This window comes from Roseateles aquatilis (genome assembly GCF_002205645.1).
Lineage (GTDB): Bacteria > Pseudomonadota > Gammaproteobacteria > Burkholderiales > Burkholderiaceae_C > Roseateles > Roseateles aquatilis.
On record NZ_NIOF01000013.1, the window covers coordinates 135734 to 154646 of the forward strand.

At 68.7% G+C, this 18913-nt stretch carries 19 protein-coding genes and 1 pseudogene; 12 read left to right on the forward strand and 8 right to left on the reverse strand.

Annotated elements, in window-relative coordinates:
- Positions 1 to 120 precede the first annotated feature (120 nt).
- Positions 121 to 1074 (forward strand): porin, encoded by a 954-nt coding sequence (locus tag CDN99_RS22575; RefSeq protein ID WP_088387163.1) that lies wholly within the window; start codon positions 121 to 123, stop codon positions 1072 to 1074.
- 309 nt (positions 1075 to 1383) lie between these two features.
- Here the strand turns inward: CDN99_RS22575 and ruvB are convergent, their stop codons facing one another.
- The 4 genes from ruvB to CDN99_RS22595 form a co-directional block, all read right to left on the reverse strand.
- The gene (gene ruvB, locus CDN99_RS22580; protein WP_088387164.1) at positions 1384 to 2451 is read right to left on the reverse strand and encodes a Holliday junction branch migration DNA helicase RuvB; all 1068 of its coding nucleotides are present in this window, start codon (positions 2449 to 2451) and stop codon (positions 1384 to 1386) included.
- A gap of 73 nt (positions 2452 to 2524) precedes the next feature.
- A complete protein-coding gene (gene ruvA, locus CDN99_RS22585; RefSeq protein ID WP_088387165.1) occupies positions 2525 to 3094 on the reverse strand; it encodes a Holliday junction branch migration protein RuvA in 570 nt (189 codons plus the stop codon).
- A 56-nt stretch (positions 3095 to 3150) separates the two neighbouring features.
- Entirely contained in the window at positions 3151 to 3804 is a 654-nt protein-coding gene (locus CDN99_RS22590) for a response regulator (RefSeq protein WP_088387166.1), read from the reverse strand.
- A gap of 173 nt (positions 3805 to 3977) precedes the next feature.
- Entirely contained in the window at positions 3978 to 5420 is a 1443-nt protein-coding gene (locus CDN99_RS22595) for a sensor histidine kinase (RefSeq protein WP_238139665.1), read from the reverse strand.
- Positions 5421 to 5512: 92 nt separating this feature from the next.
- On the opposite strand from CDN99_RS22595, the pseudogene CDN99_RS22600 reads away from it, so the two are divergent.
- Positions 5513 to 6467, forward strand: a pseudogene (locus CDN99_RS22600) (PhoH family protein); the annotation flags it as partial.
- 373 nt (positions 6468 to 6840) lie between these two features.
- On the forward strand, positions 6841 to 7287 hold the full coding sequence (gene ybeY, locus CDN99_RS22605) for an rRNA maturation RNase YbeY (RefSeq protein WP_088387168.1): 447 nt from the start codon (positions 6841 to 6843) through the stop codon (positions 7285 to 7287).
- Positions 7288 to 7312: 25 nt separating this feature from the next.
- On the opposite strand, the gene CDN99_RS22610 is transcribed toward ybeY, so the two are convergent.
- Positions 7313 to 8407, reverse strand: coding sequence for a magnesium transporter CorA family protein (locus CDN99_RS22610; protein WP_088387169.1), 1095 nt, complete (start codon positions 8405 to 8407; stop codon positions 7313 to 7315).
- 31 nt (positions 8408 to 8438) lie between these two features.
- Entirely contained in the window at positions 8439 to 9446 is a 1008-nt protein-coding gene (gene hemB / locus CDN99_RS22615) for a porphobilinogen synthase (RefSeq protein ID WP_088387170.1), read from the reverse strand.
- A 221-nt stretch (positions 9447 to 9667) separates the two neighbouring features.
- Here hemB and CDN99_RS22620 point away from each other — a divergent pair, with 221 nt between their 5' ends.
- The 7 genes from CDN99_RS22620 (at position 9668) to CDN99_RS22650 (ending at position 14778) form a co-directional block, all read left to right on the forward strand.
- Positions 9668 to 10096 (forward strand): CopD family protein, encoded by a 429-nt coding sequence (locus CDN99_RS22620; RefSeq protein WP_088387171.1) that lies wholly within the window; start codon positions 9668 to 9670, stop codon positions 10094 to 10096.
- 4 nt (positions 10097 to 10100) lie between these two features.
- Positions 10101 to 11273 (forward strand): VanZ family protein, encoded by a 1173-nt coding sequence (locus tag CDN99_RS22625; RefSeq protein ID WP_088387172.1) that lies wholly within the window; start codon positions 10101 to 10103, stop codon positions 11271 to 11273.
- Complete coding sequence (locus CDN99_RS22630) at positions 11270 to 11626, forward strand: (2Fe-2S) ferredoxin domain-containing protein (protein WP_088387173.1); 357 nt, start codon at positions 11270 to 11272, stop codon at positions 11624 to 11626. The genes CDN99_RS22625 and CDN99_RS22630 overlap by 4 nt, the downstream gene beginning before the upstream one ends.
- A 17-nt stretch (positions 11627 to 11643) precedes the next feature.
- The gene (locus tag CDN99_RS22635) at positions 11644 to 12279 is read left to right on the forward strand and encodes an alpha/beta hydrolase (protein WP_088387174.1); all 636 of its coding nucleotides are present in this window, start codon (positions 11644 to 11646) and stop codon (positions 12277 to 12279) included.
- 13 nt (positions 12280 to 12292) lie between these two features.
- Positions 12293 to 13462 carry a D-alanyl-D-alanine carboxypeptidase family protein gene (locus tag CDN99_RS22640; RefSeq protein WP_088387175.1) on the forward strand — a complete coding sequence of 390 codons (1170 nt, stop codon included), beginning with the start codon at positions 12293 to 12295 and terminating at the stop codon, positions 13460 to 13462.
- Between the two features lie 116 nt (positions 13463 to 13578).
- Positions 13579 to 14460: an aminotransferase class IV gene (locus CDN99_RS22645; RefSeq protein WP_088387176.1), complete on the forward strand. Its 882-nt coding sequence runs from the start codon at positions 13579 to 13581 to the stop codon at positions 14458 to 14460.
- A gap of 24 nt (positions 14461 to 14484) precedes the next feature.
- A complete protein-coding gene (locus tag CDN99_RS22650) occupies positions 14485 to 14778 on the forward strand; it encodes a YbeD family protein (protein WP_088387177.1) in 294 nt (97 codons plus the stop codon).
- A gap of 144 nt (positions 14779 to 14922) precedes the next feature.
- Here the strand turns inward: CDN99_RS22650 and CDN99_RS22655 are convergent, their stop codons facing one another.
- Entirely contained in the window at positions 14923 to 15675 is a 753-nt protein-coding gene (locus CDN99_RS22655; RefSeq protein WP_088387178.1) for a tetratricopeptide repeat protein, read from the reverse strand.
- A gap of 62 nt (positions 15676 to 15737) precedes the next feature.
- Here CDN99_RS22655 and lipB point away from each other — a divergent pair, with 62 nt between their 5' ends.
- On the forward strand, positions 15738 to 16406 hold the full coding sequence (gene lipB, locus CDN99_RS22660) for a lipoyl(octanoyl) transferase LipB (RefSeq protein ID WP_088387179.1): 669 nt from the start codon (positions 15738 to 15740) through the stop codon (positions 16404 to 16406).
- Positions 16407 to 16428: 22 nt separating this feature from the next.
- Positions 16429 to 17442 carry a lipoyl synthase gene (gene lipA, locus CDN99_RS22665; RefSeq protein ID WP_088387180.1) on the forward strand — a complete coding sequence of 338 codons (1014 nt, stop codon included), beginning with the start codon at positions 16429 to 16431 and terminating at the stop codon, positions 17440 to 17442.
- A 63-nt stretch (positions 17443 to 17505) separates the two neighbouring features.
- Here lipA and CDN99_RS22670 read toward each other — a convergent pair whose 3' ends face one another.
- Positions 17506 to 18903, reverse strand: a complete 1398-nt coding sequence (locus tag CDN99_RS22670) for an efflux transporter outer membrane subunit (RefSeq protein WP_088387181.1) — start codon at positions 18901 to 18903, stop codon at positions 17506 to 17508.
- Positions 18904 to 18913: the final 10 nt, after the last annotated feature.

Here is an 18913-nt window from a genome sequence, read left to right on the forward strand (position 1 = left end):
ACTGTTGCGATTTCGCGTCGGCCGTGTCGAGGGCGTGAAACGCACTTCTATACTCCGCACACATTGCAGTTCGCCCAAGCAGCCAACCGTGGCTGCGACCTCCAACAGACGAAGGTGGATATGAAAAAGATCGCAATCGCTGCGGCCATCGCGGCCCTCTCTGCTCCGGTGTTCGCTCAAAGCTCCGTGACCCTGTGGGGCCGGATCAACACCTCGGTGGAAAGCATCAAGGTCGGCAACAACGACCGCGTCGCCTCGATGGTGAACAACAATTCCCGCCTCGGCTTCAAGGGCACGGAGGATCTGGGCAGCGGTCTGAAGGCGAGCTTCGCGCTGGAACACGGCCTGAACTCGGACGACGGCCGTCAGACCAGCTCGGCGTTCTGGAATCGTGAAGCCAGCGTGCAGCTGTCGGGCGAATTCGGCGCGATCCGCCTCGGCCGCTGGACCCCGGGCTCGTACTACGCCACCGCCGACTACGTGTCGATGCACAACCACGACACCGGCACGTCGGAAGACAAGCTGTACTCCGGTGCTGGTTTCACGCAGACCAACAAGGTCGGCTACTTCACCCCGAACGTGAACGGCTTCAACGGCGAGTTCACGCTGCACGCCGGTGAAGGCGTCGATCCGCGCGGCTACGACGTTGCCCTGAACTACGACCAAGGCCCGATGCACCTGGGTGCCGGCTACAGCAAGCAAGGCAGCGCCAAGCAATACGCGATCCGCGGTCTGTACGAGCTGGGCGCCTTCACCTTCGGCGGCTATGCGCAGCGCGAAGAGTCGGGCACGCCGCAATCGCCTGGCGCGAAGGACTCGCGCTGGATCGGCCGCGCCGCCGTGATGTACACGCTGGGCCAGTCGGAATTCCACCTGAACGTCGGTGGCACCAAGGCCGGCGCGTTCTCGTTCAACAACGGCCGCAACGGTGGCAAGCAGTACACCGTCGCCTACAACTACAACCTGAGCAAGCGCACGAAGGTCTACGCGTTCTACACCGCTGTGGACGCCAGCACGCCCAACAAGCGTGACGACCTGAACTCGCTGGCCGCCGGTATCCGCCACAACTTCTGATCCTCGGATCCTTCGGGATCCCCGGGAACGGCAAAGGCGCTCTTCGGAGCGCCTTTTCTTTTGGTCATCCAACGACACCAGCCCGAGCACCTGCGCAAACTGCCCAACAACCAGCGCAAAGCTGGGCGTAGCGCTCTGCGTAGAACTCGGCGTAGAGCTCGGTGGATGGGCTCAAGGCGCCCGGGTCCCTTTTCCGCAAGTATTAGGAGGAGCCCGCGGAGCGGGCGGGGGACATGGAGGAAAAGGGACCCGGGCGCCTTGAGCGCGCTGTGGGCGTCGAAGGACCGAGCGCGACCCCGACCCCGGCAATCACTCGCCCAGATCGAACAACTGCCCCGCCTGCTTGGGCGGCGCCACCCCGAGGTGCCGATACGCCGCCAGCGTCGCGATGCGACCCCGCGGCGTGCGCTGCAGGAAACCCTGCTGAATCAGATAGGGCTCGATCACATCCTCGATGGTCCCCGGCTCCTCGCCGATCGCGGCGGCGACGTTGTCCAGCCCCACCGGTCCGCCATCGAAGCGATGCACCACCGCCTCCAGCAGCTTGCGGTCCATCAGGTCGAAACCTTGCGGGTCGACATCCAGCATCGCCAGCGCCTTCTCGGCGATGACGCGGGTGATGTTGCCGTCGCCCTTCACATCGGCGTAGTCGCGCACGCGGCGCAGCAGCCGGTTGGCGATGCGGGGCGTGCCGCGCGAGCGCCGCGCCACTTCCAGCGCGCCCGCGACCTCGATGGGCGCGTTGAGCAGCGCGGCCGAGCGCGTCACGATCCGCTGCAACTCCTCGGGGGTGTAGAACTCCAGCCGCGCCACGATGCCGAAGCGATCGCGCAGCGGGTTGGTCAGCATGCCCGCGCGCGTGGTGGCGCCGACCAGCGTGAACGGCTGCAGGTCCAGCTTGATCGACCGGGCCGCCGGGCCTTCGCCGATCATGATGTCGATCTGATAGTCCTCCAGCGCCGGGTACAGGATCTCCTCGACGACCGGCGACAGCCGATGGATCTCGTCGATGAACAGCACGTCGTTGCGCTCAAGGTTCGTGAGGATCGCCGCCAGGTCCTTGGGCTTCTCCAGCACCGGGCCGCTGGTCTGGCGCAGGTTCACGCCCAGCTCCGCGGCGACGATGTGGCTCAGCGTCGTCTTGCCCAGCCCGGGCGGGCCGAACAGCAGCACGTGATCCAGCGCCTCGCCGCGTTTCCTGGCCGCGCCGATGAAGATCTCCAGCTGCTCGCGCGCCTTGGCCTGGCCGACGTACTCGTCCAGCAGCTTGGGCCGCAGCGCGCGCTCGATGGCGTCCTCGTTGGGCGAGGCCGGCTGGGCGCTGATCAGCCGCGCCTGTTGCGGCACGGGGGTGAAGTCGTCGGTCTGGATGCTCATGGCGGGGTGGATTGTCCGCCAGTCCTGCCGTCAGGGGCGGTCAGGAGATGGATCTCGCAGGATCCGGCGGAGGTCAGGACAACTGCTTCATTGCCAGCTTGATGCCTTCGCTGACGCCGACGTCGGTCGGCAGCTTCTTCAGCGCCGCGCCGGCTTCCTTCTCGCTGTAGCCCAGGGCGATCAGGGCCTGCAGGATGTCGGCCTGCGCGTCGTTGGCCACGGCCACCGGCAACGCCAGATCCGGCCCCAGCTTGCCCTTGAGCTCCAGCAGCAGCCGTTCCGCCGTCTTCTTGCCGATGCCGGGCACCTTCACCAGCCGGCCGGTCTCCTGCCTGGAGATCGCCTGAGCCAAGTCTCCGACCGACATGCCGGACAGCAGCGACAGCGCCATCTTCGGGCCGACGCCGCTGATCTTGATGAGCAGGCGGAAGGTGCTGCGTTCCTCGGTGGTGAGGAAGCCGAAGAGGACGTGCGCGTCCTCGCGGATGCTGAGGTGGGTGAGCAGCGTCGCGCGCTCGCCCAGGCCCGGCAGGTTGAAGAAGGTGCTCATCGGCACGTCGACTTCATAGCCGACGCCCTGCACGTCGATGAGGACCTGCGGGGGCGATTTTTCCGCGATGACGCCGGTGAGTCTGCCGATCATGGGTGCGGATTATCGGCGCGCCGCGGCATGTCGCCGCGGCGTTCGTGACCGGGGGGTCAGTTCCTGCCGAACAGGCCCAGGCGCTGGGCTTCCAGCGCGGCCTCGGCGCGCGAGCTCACGTTGAGCTTGCGGTAGATCTGCTTCACGTAGTCGGCGATGGTGTGGCGCGACAGGCCCAGCTGCACGCCGATCTCGGGCAGCGTGAAGCCCTTGGCGACGCGCAGCAGGACCTCGGTCTCGCGGTCGGTCAGCGACACCTCGTGCAGCAGTTGCGCCGCCTGGGGGCGTCGCTGCGACGTGAAGTAGGCGATGACCTTGCGCGCGATGGACGGCGACAGCGGCGGCTCGCCCTGGCTGATGCGCTGCAGCTGCTCGACCAGCAGCTCGCGCGACTGCTCCTTCAGCAGATATCCGAAGGCGCCGGCCTGCAGCGCGGGGAAGAGGTGCTCGTCGTCGTCGTGGATGGTGACGATGACCGATTGAACCTCGGGTTGCTTTTCACGCAGCGCCGAGATCACGTCGACGCCGGACCCGTCCGGCAGACCCAGGTCCAGCAGCGCCAGCGTGAAGCGCTGGGTGTTGACCTGCTGCAGGGCGTCCTGCACGCGAGAGCACTCGGTCACCACCGCGTTGGCGAAGACCTGTTTCACCAGGACCTTCAACCAGGCACGGATTTCGGGAATGTCTTCGAGCAGCAGGATGTGGTTCATGGCGCGGGATTCTTGCTCAATAAGCGGGCCGGCGGACAGCCTGCCGGTGAAAGGCAACACTACGGCTTTATCGGCGGGCTGACCATACTGGTCAACGCCGGAGTGTGGCGCGGTGGGCAATGGGTCACGCGCCGGACCGTATCGAGCGGCCGCGCGCCGCGATCACGACGGCATTAGAGCGGAATCGTGAGACGGATCACCGTGCCCCAGCCGGGGCCCGATTCGACCAGGCACTGACCGTGCATCTGCTTGGCGCGAGCCTTCATGCTGGCCATGCCGTGTCCCTTGTCCAGGCGACCTTCCAGCTCCAGCGGGATGCCCTGGCCGTTGTCCTGGATCACCACGGAGAAGTAGCCGTCCTGGGCCGAGCAGCCGATCACGCAATGCGTCGCGCCGCTGTGCTTGATGATGTTGCTCACCGACTCGCGCAGGATGCGGGTGGTCTGGACGTAGGCGCGGGCGGGGAAGGTGTGCTCGATGTCCTCGGCCGGGGATTTCCACTCGGCCAGGATGTTGGCCTGGGCCAGCCGCGACACCACCTCGGCGCGCCAGTCGCCGAGCGCGTCCAGCAACTGCACCGGCTTGCCGGTCAGGCCGCGTACCGACAGGCGCATTTCCTCCAGCGCCTCGCGCGCCAGCGTCGAGATGCGGTCCGACTCGCTGGTGTGGACGATGGTCAGCAGCTTGGCGCCGAGGTCGTCGTGCAGGTCGGCGGCGATGCGCTTGCGCTCGCGCTCGGTGACCTGCTCCAGCTTCGCCTCGGCGAGCTGGTCGAAGTGGCGCTCCAGTTCCGCGATGCGTTCCTGCAGATGCAGCTCGCCTTGCAGCACTTGCAGCTCGGACTGGGTCAGCGCGCGGGCGAACTCCCGCACGCGTTGCAGGCCCAGGCCCAGCAGCGACAGCGGCGCCAGGATGCCGGCCAGCCCGCTGTCGGGCAGCAGCCAGGCCGCCACCACCGCCAGCGCGCCGAGCCCGATCAGCAGGCAGCTGACCGCGAAATCCTGGCGCGGGTAACGTTCCTCCAGCGTGGGCAGGAACATGTCCTGCCACAGGTGCCAGACATGCCATGCCGTCGCCATCAGCAACTGGGCGCCCAGCCACCACAGCGCGAAGGTCTCGACCCGCGCCGTCGGCACGGGCAGCAGCAGCGCCACCGGAAAAAGCAGGGCCTGCGCCAGCAGCACGCGGTGCAGGCGCCGATCGCGCCGGCGCAGCCGGCGCATCAGGTAATGGATGCTGCACCACAGCAGCCAGGGCGCGAGGACCACCGCCACCGCCGCGGGCCAGGGCGTCAGCGGTGCCAGGCCGACCATGATCACCCAGCCCGGCATCAGCACCAGCAGCCAGGCGATGTGGCGCTGCGCGCGGCGCTGCCAGATCAGCAGGCCCAGCACGAAGGCCATCAGCACCAGCGAGGACTGCAGCCCGTAGGCCAGCAGCGCGGCCAGTTGCGACCAGATGCCGGGGCCTGTCGCCGCGGCCTGCGCCATGCACACCGGCGCCGCCAGCAGCAAAGCGGCGGCGGCCAGCGCGGGCAACCGCCGCGATCCCTCTCGTGCCGCCACCGCGCTGCTCGGGCCGGGGCGCTGCTCTTGTTGTTCTGTGGTCCGCTGCATGGGGGGCGATTGTGCAGTCGCGGCAAGCGCCCGGTGCATCGGCGGGCGACAATACCGCCCTCAACCCCCCTGAATACGGAGCCAGCGCCGCCTTGAACCTGCGCCACGCCTTCACCCCCGCCGACAACCGGCGCCTTTCGCATCTGTGCGGCACGCTGGACGAGCACCTCCGCCAGATCGCGACGGCCTTGTCGGTGCGCATCTCGCGTCGCGGCGAGCACTTCCACATCGAGGGCGACCGGGCCGCGGCGCAACGCGCGCTGACGCTGCTGGAAGCCCTGTACGCGCGCGCCGACCGGCCCATCTCGGACGAGACCCTGCGGATCGCGCTCGTGGAGGCCGCCGCCGACCTGGCCAAGCCCGGCGCCGCGCCGGACGGCGAGGGCACGGAGCCGGACAGCGTCGTGCTCCGCACCCGGCGCGCCGACCTGGCCGGCCGCACGACCAACCAGCATCAATACCTGCGGCACATCCTGTCCCACGACATCAGCTTCGGCATCGGTCCGGCCGGCACCGGCAAGACCTTCCTGGCGGTGGCGTGCGCGGTGGACGCGCTGGAGCGCTCGACGGTGCAGCGCATCATCCTGACCCGGCCCGCGGTCGAGGCCGGCGAGCGCCTGGGCTTCCTGCCCGGCGACCTGACGCAGAAGGTCGATCCCTACCTGCGCCCGCTCTATGACGCGCTCTACGACCTGATGGGCTTCGACCGCGTCACCAAGGCCTTCGAGAAAGGTCAGCTGGAGATCGCGCCGCTGGCCTTCATGCGGGGCCGCACGCTGAATCACGCCTTCGTCATCCTGGATGAGGCGCAGAACACGACGCCGGAACAGATGAAGATGTTCCTCACCCGCATCGGCTTCGGCAGCAAGTGCGTGGTGACCGGGGACACCAGCCAGATCGACCTGCCGCGCGGCAGCGTCAGCGGGCTGGTCGACGCGGAGCAGGTGCTGGACGGCGTCGACGGCATCGCCGTGACGCGCTTCACGCGGGCCGACGTGGTCCGTCACCCGCTGGTCGCGCGCATCGTGCAGGCCTACGAGGAGCAGGCCGCCGCGCACGCGAGCGAGCAGCAGGCGCGCGATGCCCTCTATGCGCAAGAGCGCGAGGAACGCCGTGAGCGTGCCCTGCGGCTGCAATCCGCGATCGTCGCCGAATCGGCGGTGGAGGCAAGACCTGTCACCGCGGTGGTGCCGACGCCGAAGCCCTCCGCCAGACAGGCTGCCAAAACGACCGGCAAAACGACCGGCAAGACCCTTGCCAAACCACCCGCGCAGCCGGCCGCGAAAGCTGTCGCCAAGCCGGCCATGAAGGCCGGCGGGAGGTCCGCCGCGAAGGCCGGGCCGGTCGCCAAGGCCAGGCCCGCGGCGAAGGTGGGGTCGGCCCAGCCGAAAGCCGGCGTCGCGCGCAAGGGAGGTACCCGATGAGCCGCCCCGAGTTGAGTCTGTCGCTGCAGTTCGCCGATCCGCGTCATCGGCCCTTGCTGCCGCGTCACAAGGTGATCCGGTGGATGCGCGCCGCGCTGGAGCTGCCGGGCGAGATCACCGTGCGCATCGTCGGTGCCGAGGAAGGGCAGTCGCTCAATCGCGACTATCGGGCCAAGGACTACGCGACCAACGTGCTGACCTTCGACTACACGCACGAACCGGTGGTCGCCGCCGACCTGGTGATCTGCGCCGATGTCGTCGAGCGCGAGGCCAAGGAGATGGGCCTGGACCTGGCCGCGCATTACGCGCACATGCTGGTCCACGGCACGCTGCACGCGCAGGGCTACGACCACGAGGAAGACGACGAGGCCGAGGCGATGGAAGCACGCGAGTCCGAGATCATGCTCGGCCTGGGCTTCGCCGATCCCTACGCCGGGCGCTGAGCCCGTCGGTCCCGCCGGCCCGCTGCTACTGCTGCGTGCCCAGGTAGCGCTTGCGCCAGAAGAAGGCCCCCAGCCCGATCGCGAGCGCCACCATCACGCCGACGGCGATCCAGAAGCCGGTGGCGCGGTGGATCAGCGGCAGCGTGTCGAAGTTCATGCCGAAGACGCCGGTGATCAGGTTCAGCGGCAGGAAGATGGCCGTCAGCACGGTCAGCGTACGCATGATGTTGTTGGTGCGCTCGCCGGTGAGCGAGAAATGCATCTGCATCGACGTCTCGGCCGAGGTCTCCAGGCGCCGCACATGCGTCAGCACGCGCTCGATGTGCTCCAGCACGTCGCGCGACCGGACCCGCAGCAGCTCGCGCTCGCGCTCCGCGTGCAGGTCCCCGGCGGGCCATTCGCCAAGCGCGTCGATCCACTCCTGCACCGCGCTGCGCTGGTCCTCGCAGATGTCCTCCAGCTTGGAGAGCGCATCCCGCGCGAACAGCACCACCGGCCAATCGCGGAAGTGCCCGCGGCGGTCCAGCAACAGGCCTTGCAGCGTCGTCAGCTGGCGGGTCAGCAGGCGGCGCAGGTCCAGGTAGCTGTCCACCATGTGGTTGACCATGCGCAGCATCAGCTCGGCGGGGCTGGACGGCAGCCGCGCGCTGCCGCGGAAATCGCGGCCTTCCTGCTGAGCGCCGAGCTTGGTGGCGAAGTAGTCGCGCAACTGGCAGTCGCCCGGATGCACCGTGATCAGCACGCGATCGAAGACGGCGAAACCGACCGGGCTCGTGTCGATGGACTTGAACGCCTGCTCGATGGCGCCCGGCGTGTGCGGCTCGTCGTCGGCCATCAGGTGCTGGCTGCCCGGCAGCGTCGCCAGGCGACGGAAGACCATCAGGTCGTACCAGCTCGTGTAGTCGAAGTGCGACGGCAGTTGCTGGTTCATCAGGTCCGACACATGCAGGTCGAGCAGCTGCGCGCCGGTCCAGCGCTGCAGCCGCTGCTGCAGCATGCCGAGCTGAAGCTCGAATTCCCGCCGCGGCAGGCCGATCCAGAGGAAGCCTTCCGAGGGCAGGTCCTCCGGAAGCGCGGCGAGCTCTTCGTAGAGGCTGTCGCTGAGGTGGAAGATGCGCATGCGTCGGACGGGCAGCCGGCGTGCCGCTGGGTCAGGCGCCCGACTTGAGCAGTCGGGCCGCGTCCAGCGCGAAGTAGGTCAGGATGCCGTCGGCGCCCGCGCGCTTGAACGCCAGCAGCGCCTCCATCATCACCGCGTCGTGGTCGAGCCAGCCGTTGGCGGCGGCGGCCTTGATCATGGCGTACTCGCCGCTGACCTGGTATGCGAAGGTCGGGACGCGGAACTCGTCCTTCACGCGCCGCACGATGTCCAGGTACGGCATGCCGGGCTTGACCATCACCATGTCGGCGCCCTCGGCCAGATCGAGGCCGACTTCGCGCAAGGCTTCGTCGGTGTTGCCCGGATCCATCTGGTAGGTCTTCTTGTCGGCCTTGCCGAGGTTGGTGCGCGAGCCGACGGCGTCGCGGAACGGGCCGTAGAACGCGCTGGCGTACTTGGCGCTGTAGGCCATGATCCGCGTATGGATGTGGCTGTCGGCCTCGAGCGCCTCGCGGATCGCGCCGATGCGGCCGTCCATCATGTCGCTGGGCGCGACGATGTCCACGCCCGCGCGGGCCTGGACCAGCGCCTGCTGCTTGAGCAGCGCCACCGTACGGTCGTTGAGGATGTAGCCGGTCTCGTCGAGCACGCCGTCCTGGCCGTGGCTGGTGTAGGGGTCGAGCGCGACATCGGTCAGCACGCCCAGTCCCGGCACCCGCTCCTTCAGCGCGCGGACGACGCGCGGGATCAGACCGTCGGGATTGGTCGCCTCGATGCCGTCGGGCGTCTTCAGCGACGGATCGATCGCGGGAAACAGCGCCATCACGGGAATGCCCAGCTCGACGCATTCCTCGGCGACGGGGATCAACCGGTCCAGGCTCAGCCGCGAGACGCCGGGCATCGACGCGATCGGCTCGACGCGGTTCTCGCCCTCATGGACGAAGACCGGAAAGATCAGGTCGCCAGCGTGCAGCCGGTGTTCACGCACCAGGGCGCGGGTGTAGGCGTCGCGGCGCAGGCGACGGGGACGGCTGGCGGGATACGGTGCAGGCAGTTGCATGGTTTCTGAGGAATACCACCGGGATAGGGGGCCACCACGCGGAAAGACGTGGATTCCGAAATTTGGCAGATCTGTTAAACTCGTTCTTGAATGATAGCCGCTCGGTTGTCATTCCCTGCTTTTCCTCCCTGAGCAGGAGCCTTAACGTGATGACAGCGATAAGGCTTTCCAACCCCGGCTGTGAAGCCGGGGTTTTTTTTCGCGCCATCCATAATGCCGCGATGCTCTGGATCAAAGCGCTTCACATCATCTTCGTCGCCGCGTGGTTTGCTGGCCTGTTCTATCTGCCGCGGATCTTCGTGAATCTGGCCATGGTGCCCAACGACAGCCACGCCGAACGCGAGCGCCTGTTGCTGATGGGCCTGAAGCTCTATCGCTTCAGCACCATGCTGATGCTGCTGGCCTTGGTCTTCGGCCTGACGCTGTGGCTGCATTACGGCATCGGTCGCGGGCCGGGCAACTACTGGATGCACGCGAAGCTGCTGCTGGTCTTGGTGGCGATCGGCTACCACCACATGTGCCGCGCGATGCTGCGCAAGTTCGAGCTGCTGGCCAATCGCCGCAGCCACAAGTGGTACCGCGTGTTCAACGAGGTCTCGGTGCTGCTGTTCGCGGCGATCGTGATCCTGGTGGTCGTCAAGCCGATCTGACCGCATGATGGTTCGACGCAGTTCCGCCACCTGGCTGGCCCTGTGTTACGCGGTGCTGGTGATCTACGCCAGCCTCTACCCGTTCTGGCCGTGGCGCATGCCGCCGAGCCTGCCCTGGCCCGGCGTCGTGGGGCTGCCCTGGCCGCGCTACTGGGGCAAGTTCGACGTCTGGGCCAATGCGGTCGGCTACTGGCCGCTGGGTTTCCTGTGCTTCGCCGCGGTGATCCGCAGCGGTGGCGGCTTGATGCGCGCGCTGTTGCTGACGCTGGTGGGGCTGCCTCTGCTGTCGTTCTCGATGGAGACGCTGCAGTACTTCCTCCCCGGCCGGGTGCCGTCGCTGGCGGACTTCCTGCTCAACAGCGGCGGCGCGTGGACCGGCGCCTTGTGCGCCTGGATCCTGCATCGCTTCGGCGGCCTGGCGCGCTGGAACGGCTGGCGCGAGCGCTGGTTCGCGCCGCACAGCGCGGGCGCGCTGGCGCTGCTGGCGTTGTGGCCGATCGGGCTGCTCTATCCGGCGCCGATGCCCCTGGGGCTGGGCCAGCTGTTCCCGCGCCTGCGTGAATGGACCGAGCTGCTGCTCGAGAACACCCCCTGGGAGCTCATCCCCCGGGAGCTTGCCGACGACCCGCCGTTGCCGCCGGGCCTGGAGGCGATCGCCATCGCGATGGGGCTGCTGGCGCCGTGCCTGCTGGCGCTGTCGGTGGCGCGGCCCGGTTGGCGGCGCGCGCTGCTGATCGTCGGCGCGCTGCTGATCGGCGTGATGGCCACGGCCTGGTCGACCTTGCTGAACTTCGGCCCCGATCACGCCTGGGCCTGGGTCACCCCCACCACCGCGCCGGGGCTGCTGATCGGCGGCGTGCTGGCCCTGCTGGCCGCGCTGATGTCGCGCCGCGCGAATGCCGCATGGGGCCTGGTGGTGCTGACGGTGCTGATCGCGCTGGTGGCCGAGGCTCCGTCCGATCCCTACCTGCTGCAAAGCCTGCAGTTCTGGGAGCAGGGCCGCTTCGTCAACCTCTACGGCCTGGCGCAATGGGTCGGCTGGTTGTGGCCGTTCGCGGCGCTGGCCTGGCTGCTCTATGGCGTGACGCAGAGCGAGCCGCGCGCACCGCCTGTCGATCGTGACGAACTGCACGAATCGCCCGTCGGTGAAAACCCTGAAACTACAATGAAGCCATGACCGAGCCGATCAAGCCGACCTCCGCGGCGCCGAGCTATTACGCCCGCCACATCTTCTTCTGCCTGAACCAGCGCGAGCACGAGAACGCCTGCCTGCAGCACGACGCGCAGGCCGCCTTCGACCATTGCAAGCAGCGCGTCAAGGCCGAGAAGCTGGCCGGCAAGGGCGGCGTGCGCGTCAACAAGGCGGGCTGCCTGGACCGCTGCGCGGGCGGGCCGGTGGCGGTCGTCTACCCGGACGCGGTCTGGTACACCTTCGTGGACAAGAGCGACATCGACGAGATCGTCGAGCGCCACCTCAAGCACGGCGAGGTCGTCGATCGCCTGGTCCTGCCCGACGACGTCGGCCGTTGATCGGAGCCTCGCCCGTCATGAATTCCCAAACGCAACGCCGGCAGATCGCCGGCCCGGCCGGCGAGATCGAATGCGCCGTCGACGAGCCCGCGGTCGACGCGGGCCCGCTGCGCGGCGTCGTCGTGATCTGTCACCCCAACCCGACCCAGGGTGGCACGATGGACAACAAGGTCGTCCAGACCATCGCGCGCGGGTTCGTGCACCTGGGCTACCGCGCGGTGCGCTTCAACTTCCGCGGCATCGGCCGGTCGGCCGGCGCCTGGGACGAGGGGCGCGGCGAGGTCGACGACGCGCTGGCCGTGATCGAGGCGCTGCGCGACCCGGCGTTGCCGCTGGCGCTCGCGGGGTTCTCCTTCGGCGGCTTCGTGGCTTCCCAGGCGGCCTTGCGGCTGGACCGGCCGGCCGAGCGCCTGCTGCTGGTCGGCCCCGCGGCCAGCCGTTTCGGCGTGGCCACCGTGCCCGACGATACCGTCGTGATCCACGGCGAACAGGACGATGTGGTGCCGCTGCAGGCGGTGCTCGACTGGGCGCGCCCGCAGGCGCTGCCGGTCATCGTGGTGCCCGGTGTCGGGCATTTCTTCCATGGGCAGTTGCCGCTGCTCAAGCATTTGGTGTTGCGCAGCTGGCATCCCGCCGGCGCGGCGCGCGCCTGAGGATTTCTCCCGCATGAAACGATTCCTTGCTTCCCTGGCCCTCGGCGTGGGCCTGTCCAGCTTCCTGATGACGACCGGCGCCTCGGCGCAGGCGCTGACGCCGCCCGAGATCGCGGCGCGCAACTACGTCCTGCTGGACCTGACGACGCACCAGACGCTGGCCGAGCGCGACGCGGACGTCCCGCAGGATCCCGCCTCGCTGACCAAGCTGATGACGGCGTACATCGTCTTCGACGCGATCAAGGCCAAGCGCCTGACGCTGGACCAGACGCTGACCATCTCCCGGCGCGCCTGGGACGAGCGCAAGGGCGACCCGTCGCTGATGTTCATCGACACCACGATGACGCCCAAGGTCGACGAGTTGCTGCGCGGCATGATCATCCAGTCCGGCAACGATGCGTCGGTCGCGCTGGCCGAAGGCGTGGGCGGCACCGTCGAGCAGTTCGTCGCGATGATGAACCGCCAGGCGCAGGCCTGGGGCCTGAAGAACACCACCTTCAAGAACGTCACCGGCATCACCGAGCCCGGCCACAAGACGACCGCGCGGGACATCGCGGTCATCTTCTCGCACGTGATCCAGGACTATCCGCAGTACTACGCCGATTACTACTCCAAGCGCGAGTACACGTTCAACAAGATCCGCCAGTTCAACCGCAACATGCTGCTGGGCCGCGACCCATCGGTGGACGGCGGCAAGACGGGCTTCACCGACGCGGCCGGCTACTGCCTGGCCGTGAGCGCCCAGCGCGACGTGCCCAACGGCAAGCGCCGCCTGCTGAGCGTGGTGATGGGCACCGCCTCCAAGGAAGCGCGCGCCACCGAGAGCCAGAAGCTGCTCAACTGGGGCTACGCCGCGTTCGACGCCGTGCGCCTGTTCGAGAAGAACCAGCCGATCACGACCGTCAAGGTCTGGAAGGGCGCCAGCCCCGAGGCCAAGCTGGGCGCGGCCGATGCCGTGTTCGTCGCCGTGCCGCGCGGCGAGGGCGGCAAGCTCAAGACCGACATCCAGCGCACCGATCCGCTGGTCGCGCCGCTGGCGCTGAACCAGCGTGTCGGCACGCTGAAGGTGACCACCGCATCGGGTGCCCCCGTGGCCGACGTGCCGCTGGTGGTCCAGCAGGAAGTGCCGCTGGCCGGCATCTTCGGCCGCGCCTGGGACGCGATCCGTCTCTGGATCAAGTAAGGCGCGCGCCGCGCGCCCGCGGCGGCGTCCGCAAGGCCCCTCGATTGCCGGGGTCTGCGGATGGGCCGGCGGCGTAAAGTCGGTTCTTCGGCGTGACAACGTGCGGGAGACCTCCGATGACGATGCCCTGGCCCGAACTGCCCTGCTACCTCAACGGCCACCTCGGCCGGCTCGGCGATGCGCGGGTGCCGGTGATGGACCGCGGTTTCCTCTTCGGCGACGGCGTCTACGAGCTGATCCCGGTCTACGCCCGTCGGCTGTTCCGCGTCCACGACCACCTCGATCGCCTGGGCCACGGCCTGAAGGCGTTGCGCATCGAAGATCCGTACGAGCGCGAGGCCTGGCTCGACCTGCTGCGCAGCCTGGTGCAGCACCTGCCGGATGACGACGACCAGTGGATCTACGTGCAGGTCACGCGCGGCGTCGGGCCGCGCCACCATGTGATGCCGGTGGACATCGAACCCACCGTGCTCGCCTACACGCAGCCGCAGAGCGCGTTGACGCCGGAGCAGCGCCATCAGGGCCTGTCCTGCGTCACCGCGCGCGACTTCCGGTGGCAGCGCGGCGACATCAAGAGCACCTCGCTGCTCGGCAACGTGCTGGCGCGGCAGATGTCCGCCGACCAGAACGCGGACGAGACGCTGCTGATCCGCGACGGCTTCCTGACCGAGGCCTCGTCCAGCAACGTCTGGGTGGTGCGCGACGGCGCGTTGCTGACCCCGCCGCCCGGCGAGCTGCTGCTGGAAGGCGTGCGCATCGGCCTGCTGCAGGAGTTGTGCGAGGAGATCGGCATCGCGTGCAACCGATGCCCCATCGCCGAGACCGAGCTGACCACCGCGGACGAGATCCTGCTGACTTCGGCGACCAAGGAGATCGCGCCGGTCACGCGGCTGGATCGCGAGCCGGTCGGCCACGGCGCGTTGCGCGGCAAGCCGGGCCCGGTCTACGCCAGGCTGCACGAGGCCTACCAGCGGGCCAAGATCTTGCAAAGCCTTTGAGCGGCTCCATTTGAGAATCCCATCATGACCACCTCCTTCAACAACGCCCCGATTTCGCCCGAGCAATCGCTCATCGAGTACCCGTCGCAGTTCCCCATCAAGGTGATGGGCGCGCATGTGGAGGGTTTTGTCGACGCCGTTGTGAGCGTCGCGCGGCAATTCGATCCGGCCTTCGACCACACGACCGTCGAGCAGCGCCCGAGCAAGGGCGGCAACTACCTCGGCGTCACGATCGTCGTCACGGCAACCAGCCGGGAGCAGCTCGACGAGCTCTACCGCACGCTGACCACCCACCCCATGGTGAAAGTGGTCCTGTGAACCCGGCGGGGCGCCGATTCGGGCGCCCTGCGGTGTTGCAAATCCTCGCCATAGCGCTGCTATGGCTGCGGTTTGCGCCTGGCAGGGCATCCCGAATCGGCGCCCGCCGGGCTCACAGGGGGCGGGCGTTCTAGACCTGGCAGCTCAGATCGAGCCGGGGTCGGCGGTGAGGGCGGCGTCCAGGGCCTTGAGCTTGTACGGCGCGGCTTCGTCGCCGTTGCGGGCGGCGATGTCGTACCAGTAGCGCGCCAGGCGCAGGTCACGGTCGACGCCGAGGCCGCTTTCGTACATCGACGCGATCAGGTACTGGGCGCCCACATCCCCGGCCTTGGCGGCCTCGCGGTACCAGGCCGCGGCCTGCGCGGGATCCTGCGGCGCGCCGCGTCCCAGGTAGAAGGCGGTCGCCACGGCGACCTGCGCGTCGGCGCTGCCGTGTTCCGCCGCCTTGAGGTACCAGGACTGGGCCCGGACCAGATCGGGCGTGCCGCCCGCGCCCTGCTCGAAGAACTGGCCCAGCGCCAGCTCCGCCCGCACCAGCCCGCGACCGGCGGCGCGCATCAGCAGCTCACGCGCGAGGCGGGGATCGGGCTTCGGCACCTCGGACCGCAGATGCATCATCGCGAGGTTGTAGTCGCCCAGCGCCACGCCCTGTCGAGACAGTTGCCGGAACTGCCGCTCGGCGCCCGGTAGGTCGCCGCGTTCGTAGGTGGCGAGCGCCTGGGCGAGCGTCACCCTCGTGGCAGGGGCGGGCGCCGAGGCGGAGATGGAGGCATCGGCACGTTTCGGTGCCGCGTCCGGAGAGGTTGCCGACGCGGCCTGGGCCCAGGCGGCCGGCACGGTCCAAGGCAGGAGGAGAGCGGCGGCGGCCGCCGACAGACTCGTAATGTGACGCGGCATGGCGCGGCTCCGAAATGTCCCGATGCGGGCGATGCTAGGGCCTTCGCGGCTAGCATGCCGGAATGTTGATCAAGACCCTGGGCCGCGTGGACTACGCGGCCACGCTGGACGCGATGCGCGCCTTCACCGACGCACGCGGCCCCGATACCCCCGACGAGCTGTGGCTCTGCGAATTCGATCCCGTCTACACGCAGGGCCTGGCCGGCCAGGCCGACCACGTACTGGACGCCGCCGGCATTCCCGTCGTGCAGACCAACCGCGGCGGTCAGGTGACGTTCCACGGACCGGGCCAGGTGGTGGCGTACCCGCTGGTGGACCTCAAGCGGCTGGGTGTCTTCGTCAAGGAATACGTCTTCCGCCTCGAGACCGCCGTGATCCAGACGCTGGACGGCTTCGGCGTGACCGGGCATCGTGTCGCCGGCGCGCCCGGCATCTACGTGCGGCTGGACGATCCGGGATCGCACGCGGCGCTGACCGGGCCAGCCGATCCGGCGGACCCGTTCCGCGGCCTGGGCAAGGTCGCGGCGCTGGGCATCAAGATCAGCCGGCACTGCACGTATCACGGCGTCGCGCTGAATGTCGCGATGGACCTGAAGCCCTTCCTGGGCATCAACCCGTGCGGCTACGCAGGGCTCGCGACGGTGGACCTCGGTACACTCGGGGTTTTCACGGACTGGGCCGCGGTGGCCCAGCGGTTCGGCGAGCGCCTGTCCGCTCAGCTCCAACCCTGAGGCCTCCCGGAGAGCACGCCTGATGGCAACCGAGAACATCACCCACGAAGCAAAGAGCGCCGCGGATTACGACGCCACCGCCAAGCAAAAGGCCCAGGCCAAGACCGCGCGCATCCCGATCAAGATCATCCCGGCCGAGCAGCTCAAGAAGCCGGACTGGATTCGCGTCAAGGCGGGCTCGCCCAGCACGCGCTTCTACGAGATCAAGCAGATCCTGCGCGAGCACAAGCTGCACACCGTCTGCGAGGAAGCCTCCTGCCCCAACATCGGCGAGTGCTTCGGCAAGGGCACGGCCACCTTCATGATCATGGGCGACAAGTGCACGCGCCGTTGCCCGTTCTGCGACGTCGGCCACGGCCGCCCGGATCCGCTCGACGTCGACGAGCCGATGAACCTGGCCAAGACGATCGCGGCTCTGAAGCTCAACTACGTCGTCATCACCAGCGTCGATCGCGATGACCTGCGCGACGGCGGCGCCGGCCACTTCGCCGAGTGCATCCGCAAGGTCCGCGAGCTGAGCCCGCTGACGCAGATCGAAGTGCTGGTGCCCGACTTCCGCGGCCGCATGGACCGCGCGCTGGACATCCTGAAGGCCGCGCCGCCGGACGTGATGAACCACAACCTGGAAACCGCGCCGCGCCTGTACAAGGAAGCGCGTCCGGGCTCGGACTACCAGTTCAGCCTCAACCTGCTCAAGCGCTTCAAGGAAGCCGTCCCCGGCGTGCCGACCAAGAGCGGCATCATGGTCGGCCTGGGCGAGACCGACGAGGAGATCCTTCAGGTCATGCGCGACATGCGCGCCCACGACATCGACATGCTGACCATCGGCCAGTACCTGGCGCCGTCGGGTCACCACCTGCCGGTGCGGCGTTACGTGCACCCGGACACCTTCAAGATGTTCGAGGAAGAGGCCTACAAGATGGGCTTCACGCACGCGGCCGTGGGCGCGATGGTGCGCTCCAGCTACCACGCCGACCAGCAGGCCCATGCGGCGCTGGAGAAGGCGGATGCGGAGCGGGCGGCCTCGGCGGCTTGAACGCGCCCTTCGCCCAATGAAGATCGGCTCCCTCGGGAGCCGATTTGTTTTGGCGCTCCGCGCTCAGGCCGGCGCCCACCGCCCGGCGATGTTCTTCAGCAGCAGGTTCACCGCCGCCAACTGACGGTTCTTCAGCGACAACAACGAGGCCTCGGCCGTGAACGCGCTGTTCTGCGCCGTCGTCACTTCGAGGAAGCTGACGGTGCCGGCGCGGTATTGGTCGGTCACGAGCTCCAGGTTGCGCTGCGCGGCCTCCAGCGCTTCCTGTTGCAGGCGCGACTGGGTCCGCAGGTTGTCGGTCAGGATCAGGTTGTCCTCCACCTCCTGCAGCGCGGTCAACACCGTCTGGCGGTAGGTGGACGTGGCGACCTCGGCGCTGCTGCGGGCCTGCGCGCTGGCCAGCTTGCGCTGGCCGCCGTCGAAGATCGCCTGCGCCAGCGACGGACCGAGCGACCAGAACAGATTGGGCGCCGTCAGCAGGTGGGACAGCGTGCTGCTGCGGTAGCCGCCGCTGGCCGACAGCGTCAGCGACGGGAAGTACGCCGCGTCGGCGACGCCGATCTGCGCATAGGCCGAGGCCACGCGGCGCTGCGCCGCGGCGATGTCCGGACGGCGTTCGAGCAATTGCGAGGGCAACAGCACCGGCACCTCGGGCGCCGTCGGTAGCGCGGCGCTGCGTGCCAGGTCCAGCGCCGACGGCGGCAGGCCCAGCAGCACGGCGACGGCGTGCTCCAGCTGGCCGCGCGTGCTGCGCGTCTCCAGGAGCTGGGCCTCGGCGGAACGCAGTTGCGTCTGCGCCTGCAGCACGTCGCTGCGGGCCGCCACGCCGCCTTGGTAGCGGGCCTGCGTCAGGTCGAGGAAGCGCTGATAGGCCTTGACGCTGCGGTCGTAGAGCGCCTCCTGCGCCTCGGCCGTGCGCAGCGAGAAGTAGGTCTGCGCCAGCGTCGCCTGGGCGCTCAGCCGCGCGGCCGCCAGGTCGTCGGCGCTGGCCTGCAGCGTGGCGCCCGCGCCTTCGCTGGCCAGGCGCAGACGGCCCCAGAGGTCCGCCTCCCAACTCGCGTTCAGCGATGCCTGCACGCTGTTGGACGGCCCGCGGTTGATCGTGCCGTTGCTGACGTTGCCGTCGGGGCTGGCGCTGCGCGTGCCGGAGAAACCGGCCGACAGCGTCGGGAACAGCGCGGAGCGGCTGGCCTCCAGCGCGGCGCGCGCGCTGGCGACCTGGGCGACCGCCGCCTTCAGGTTTTCGTTGCCGATCACCAGCCGGCGCTGCAAGTCGTCCAGGGCCGGGTCGTTGAACAGCGTCCACCACTGCTCGGGCACCGCCTCGGCGGTGCCGGGCTGGGCCTTCTTCCAAAGGCCGTCTTCCTTGAACTGCGCCGGCGCGGCGACCGGCGGCGGCGGGTCGACGCGCGTCACCGCGCAGCCGCCGAGCAGCGCCGCCGCGGCGGCCAGCGTCGTCATCGCGGCGCTG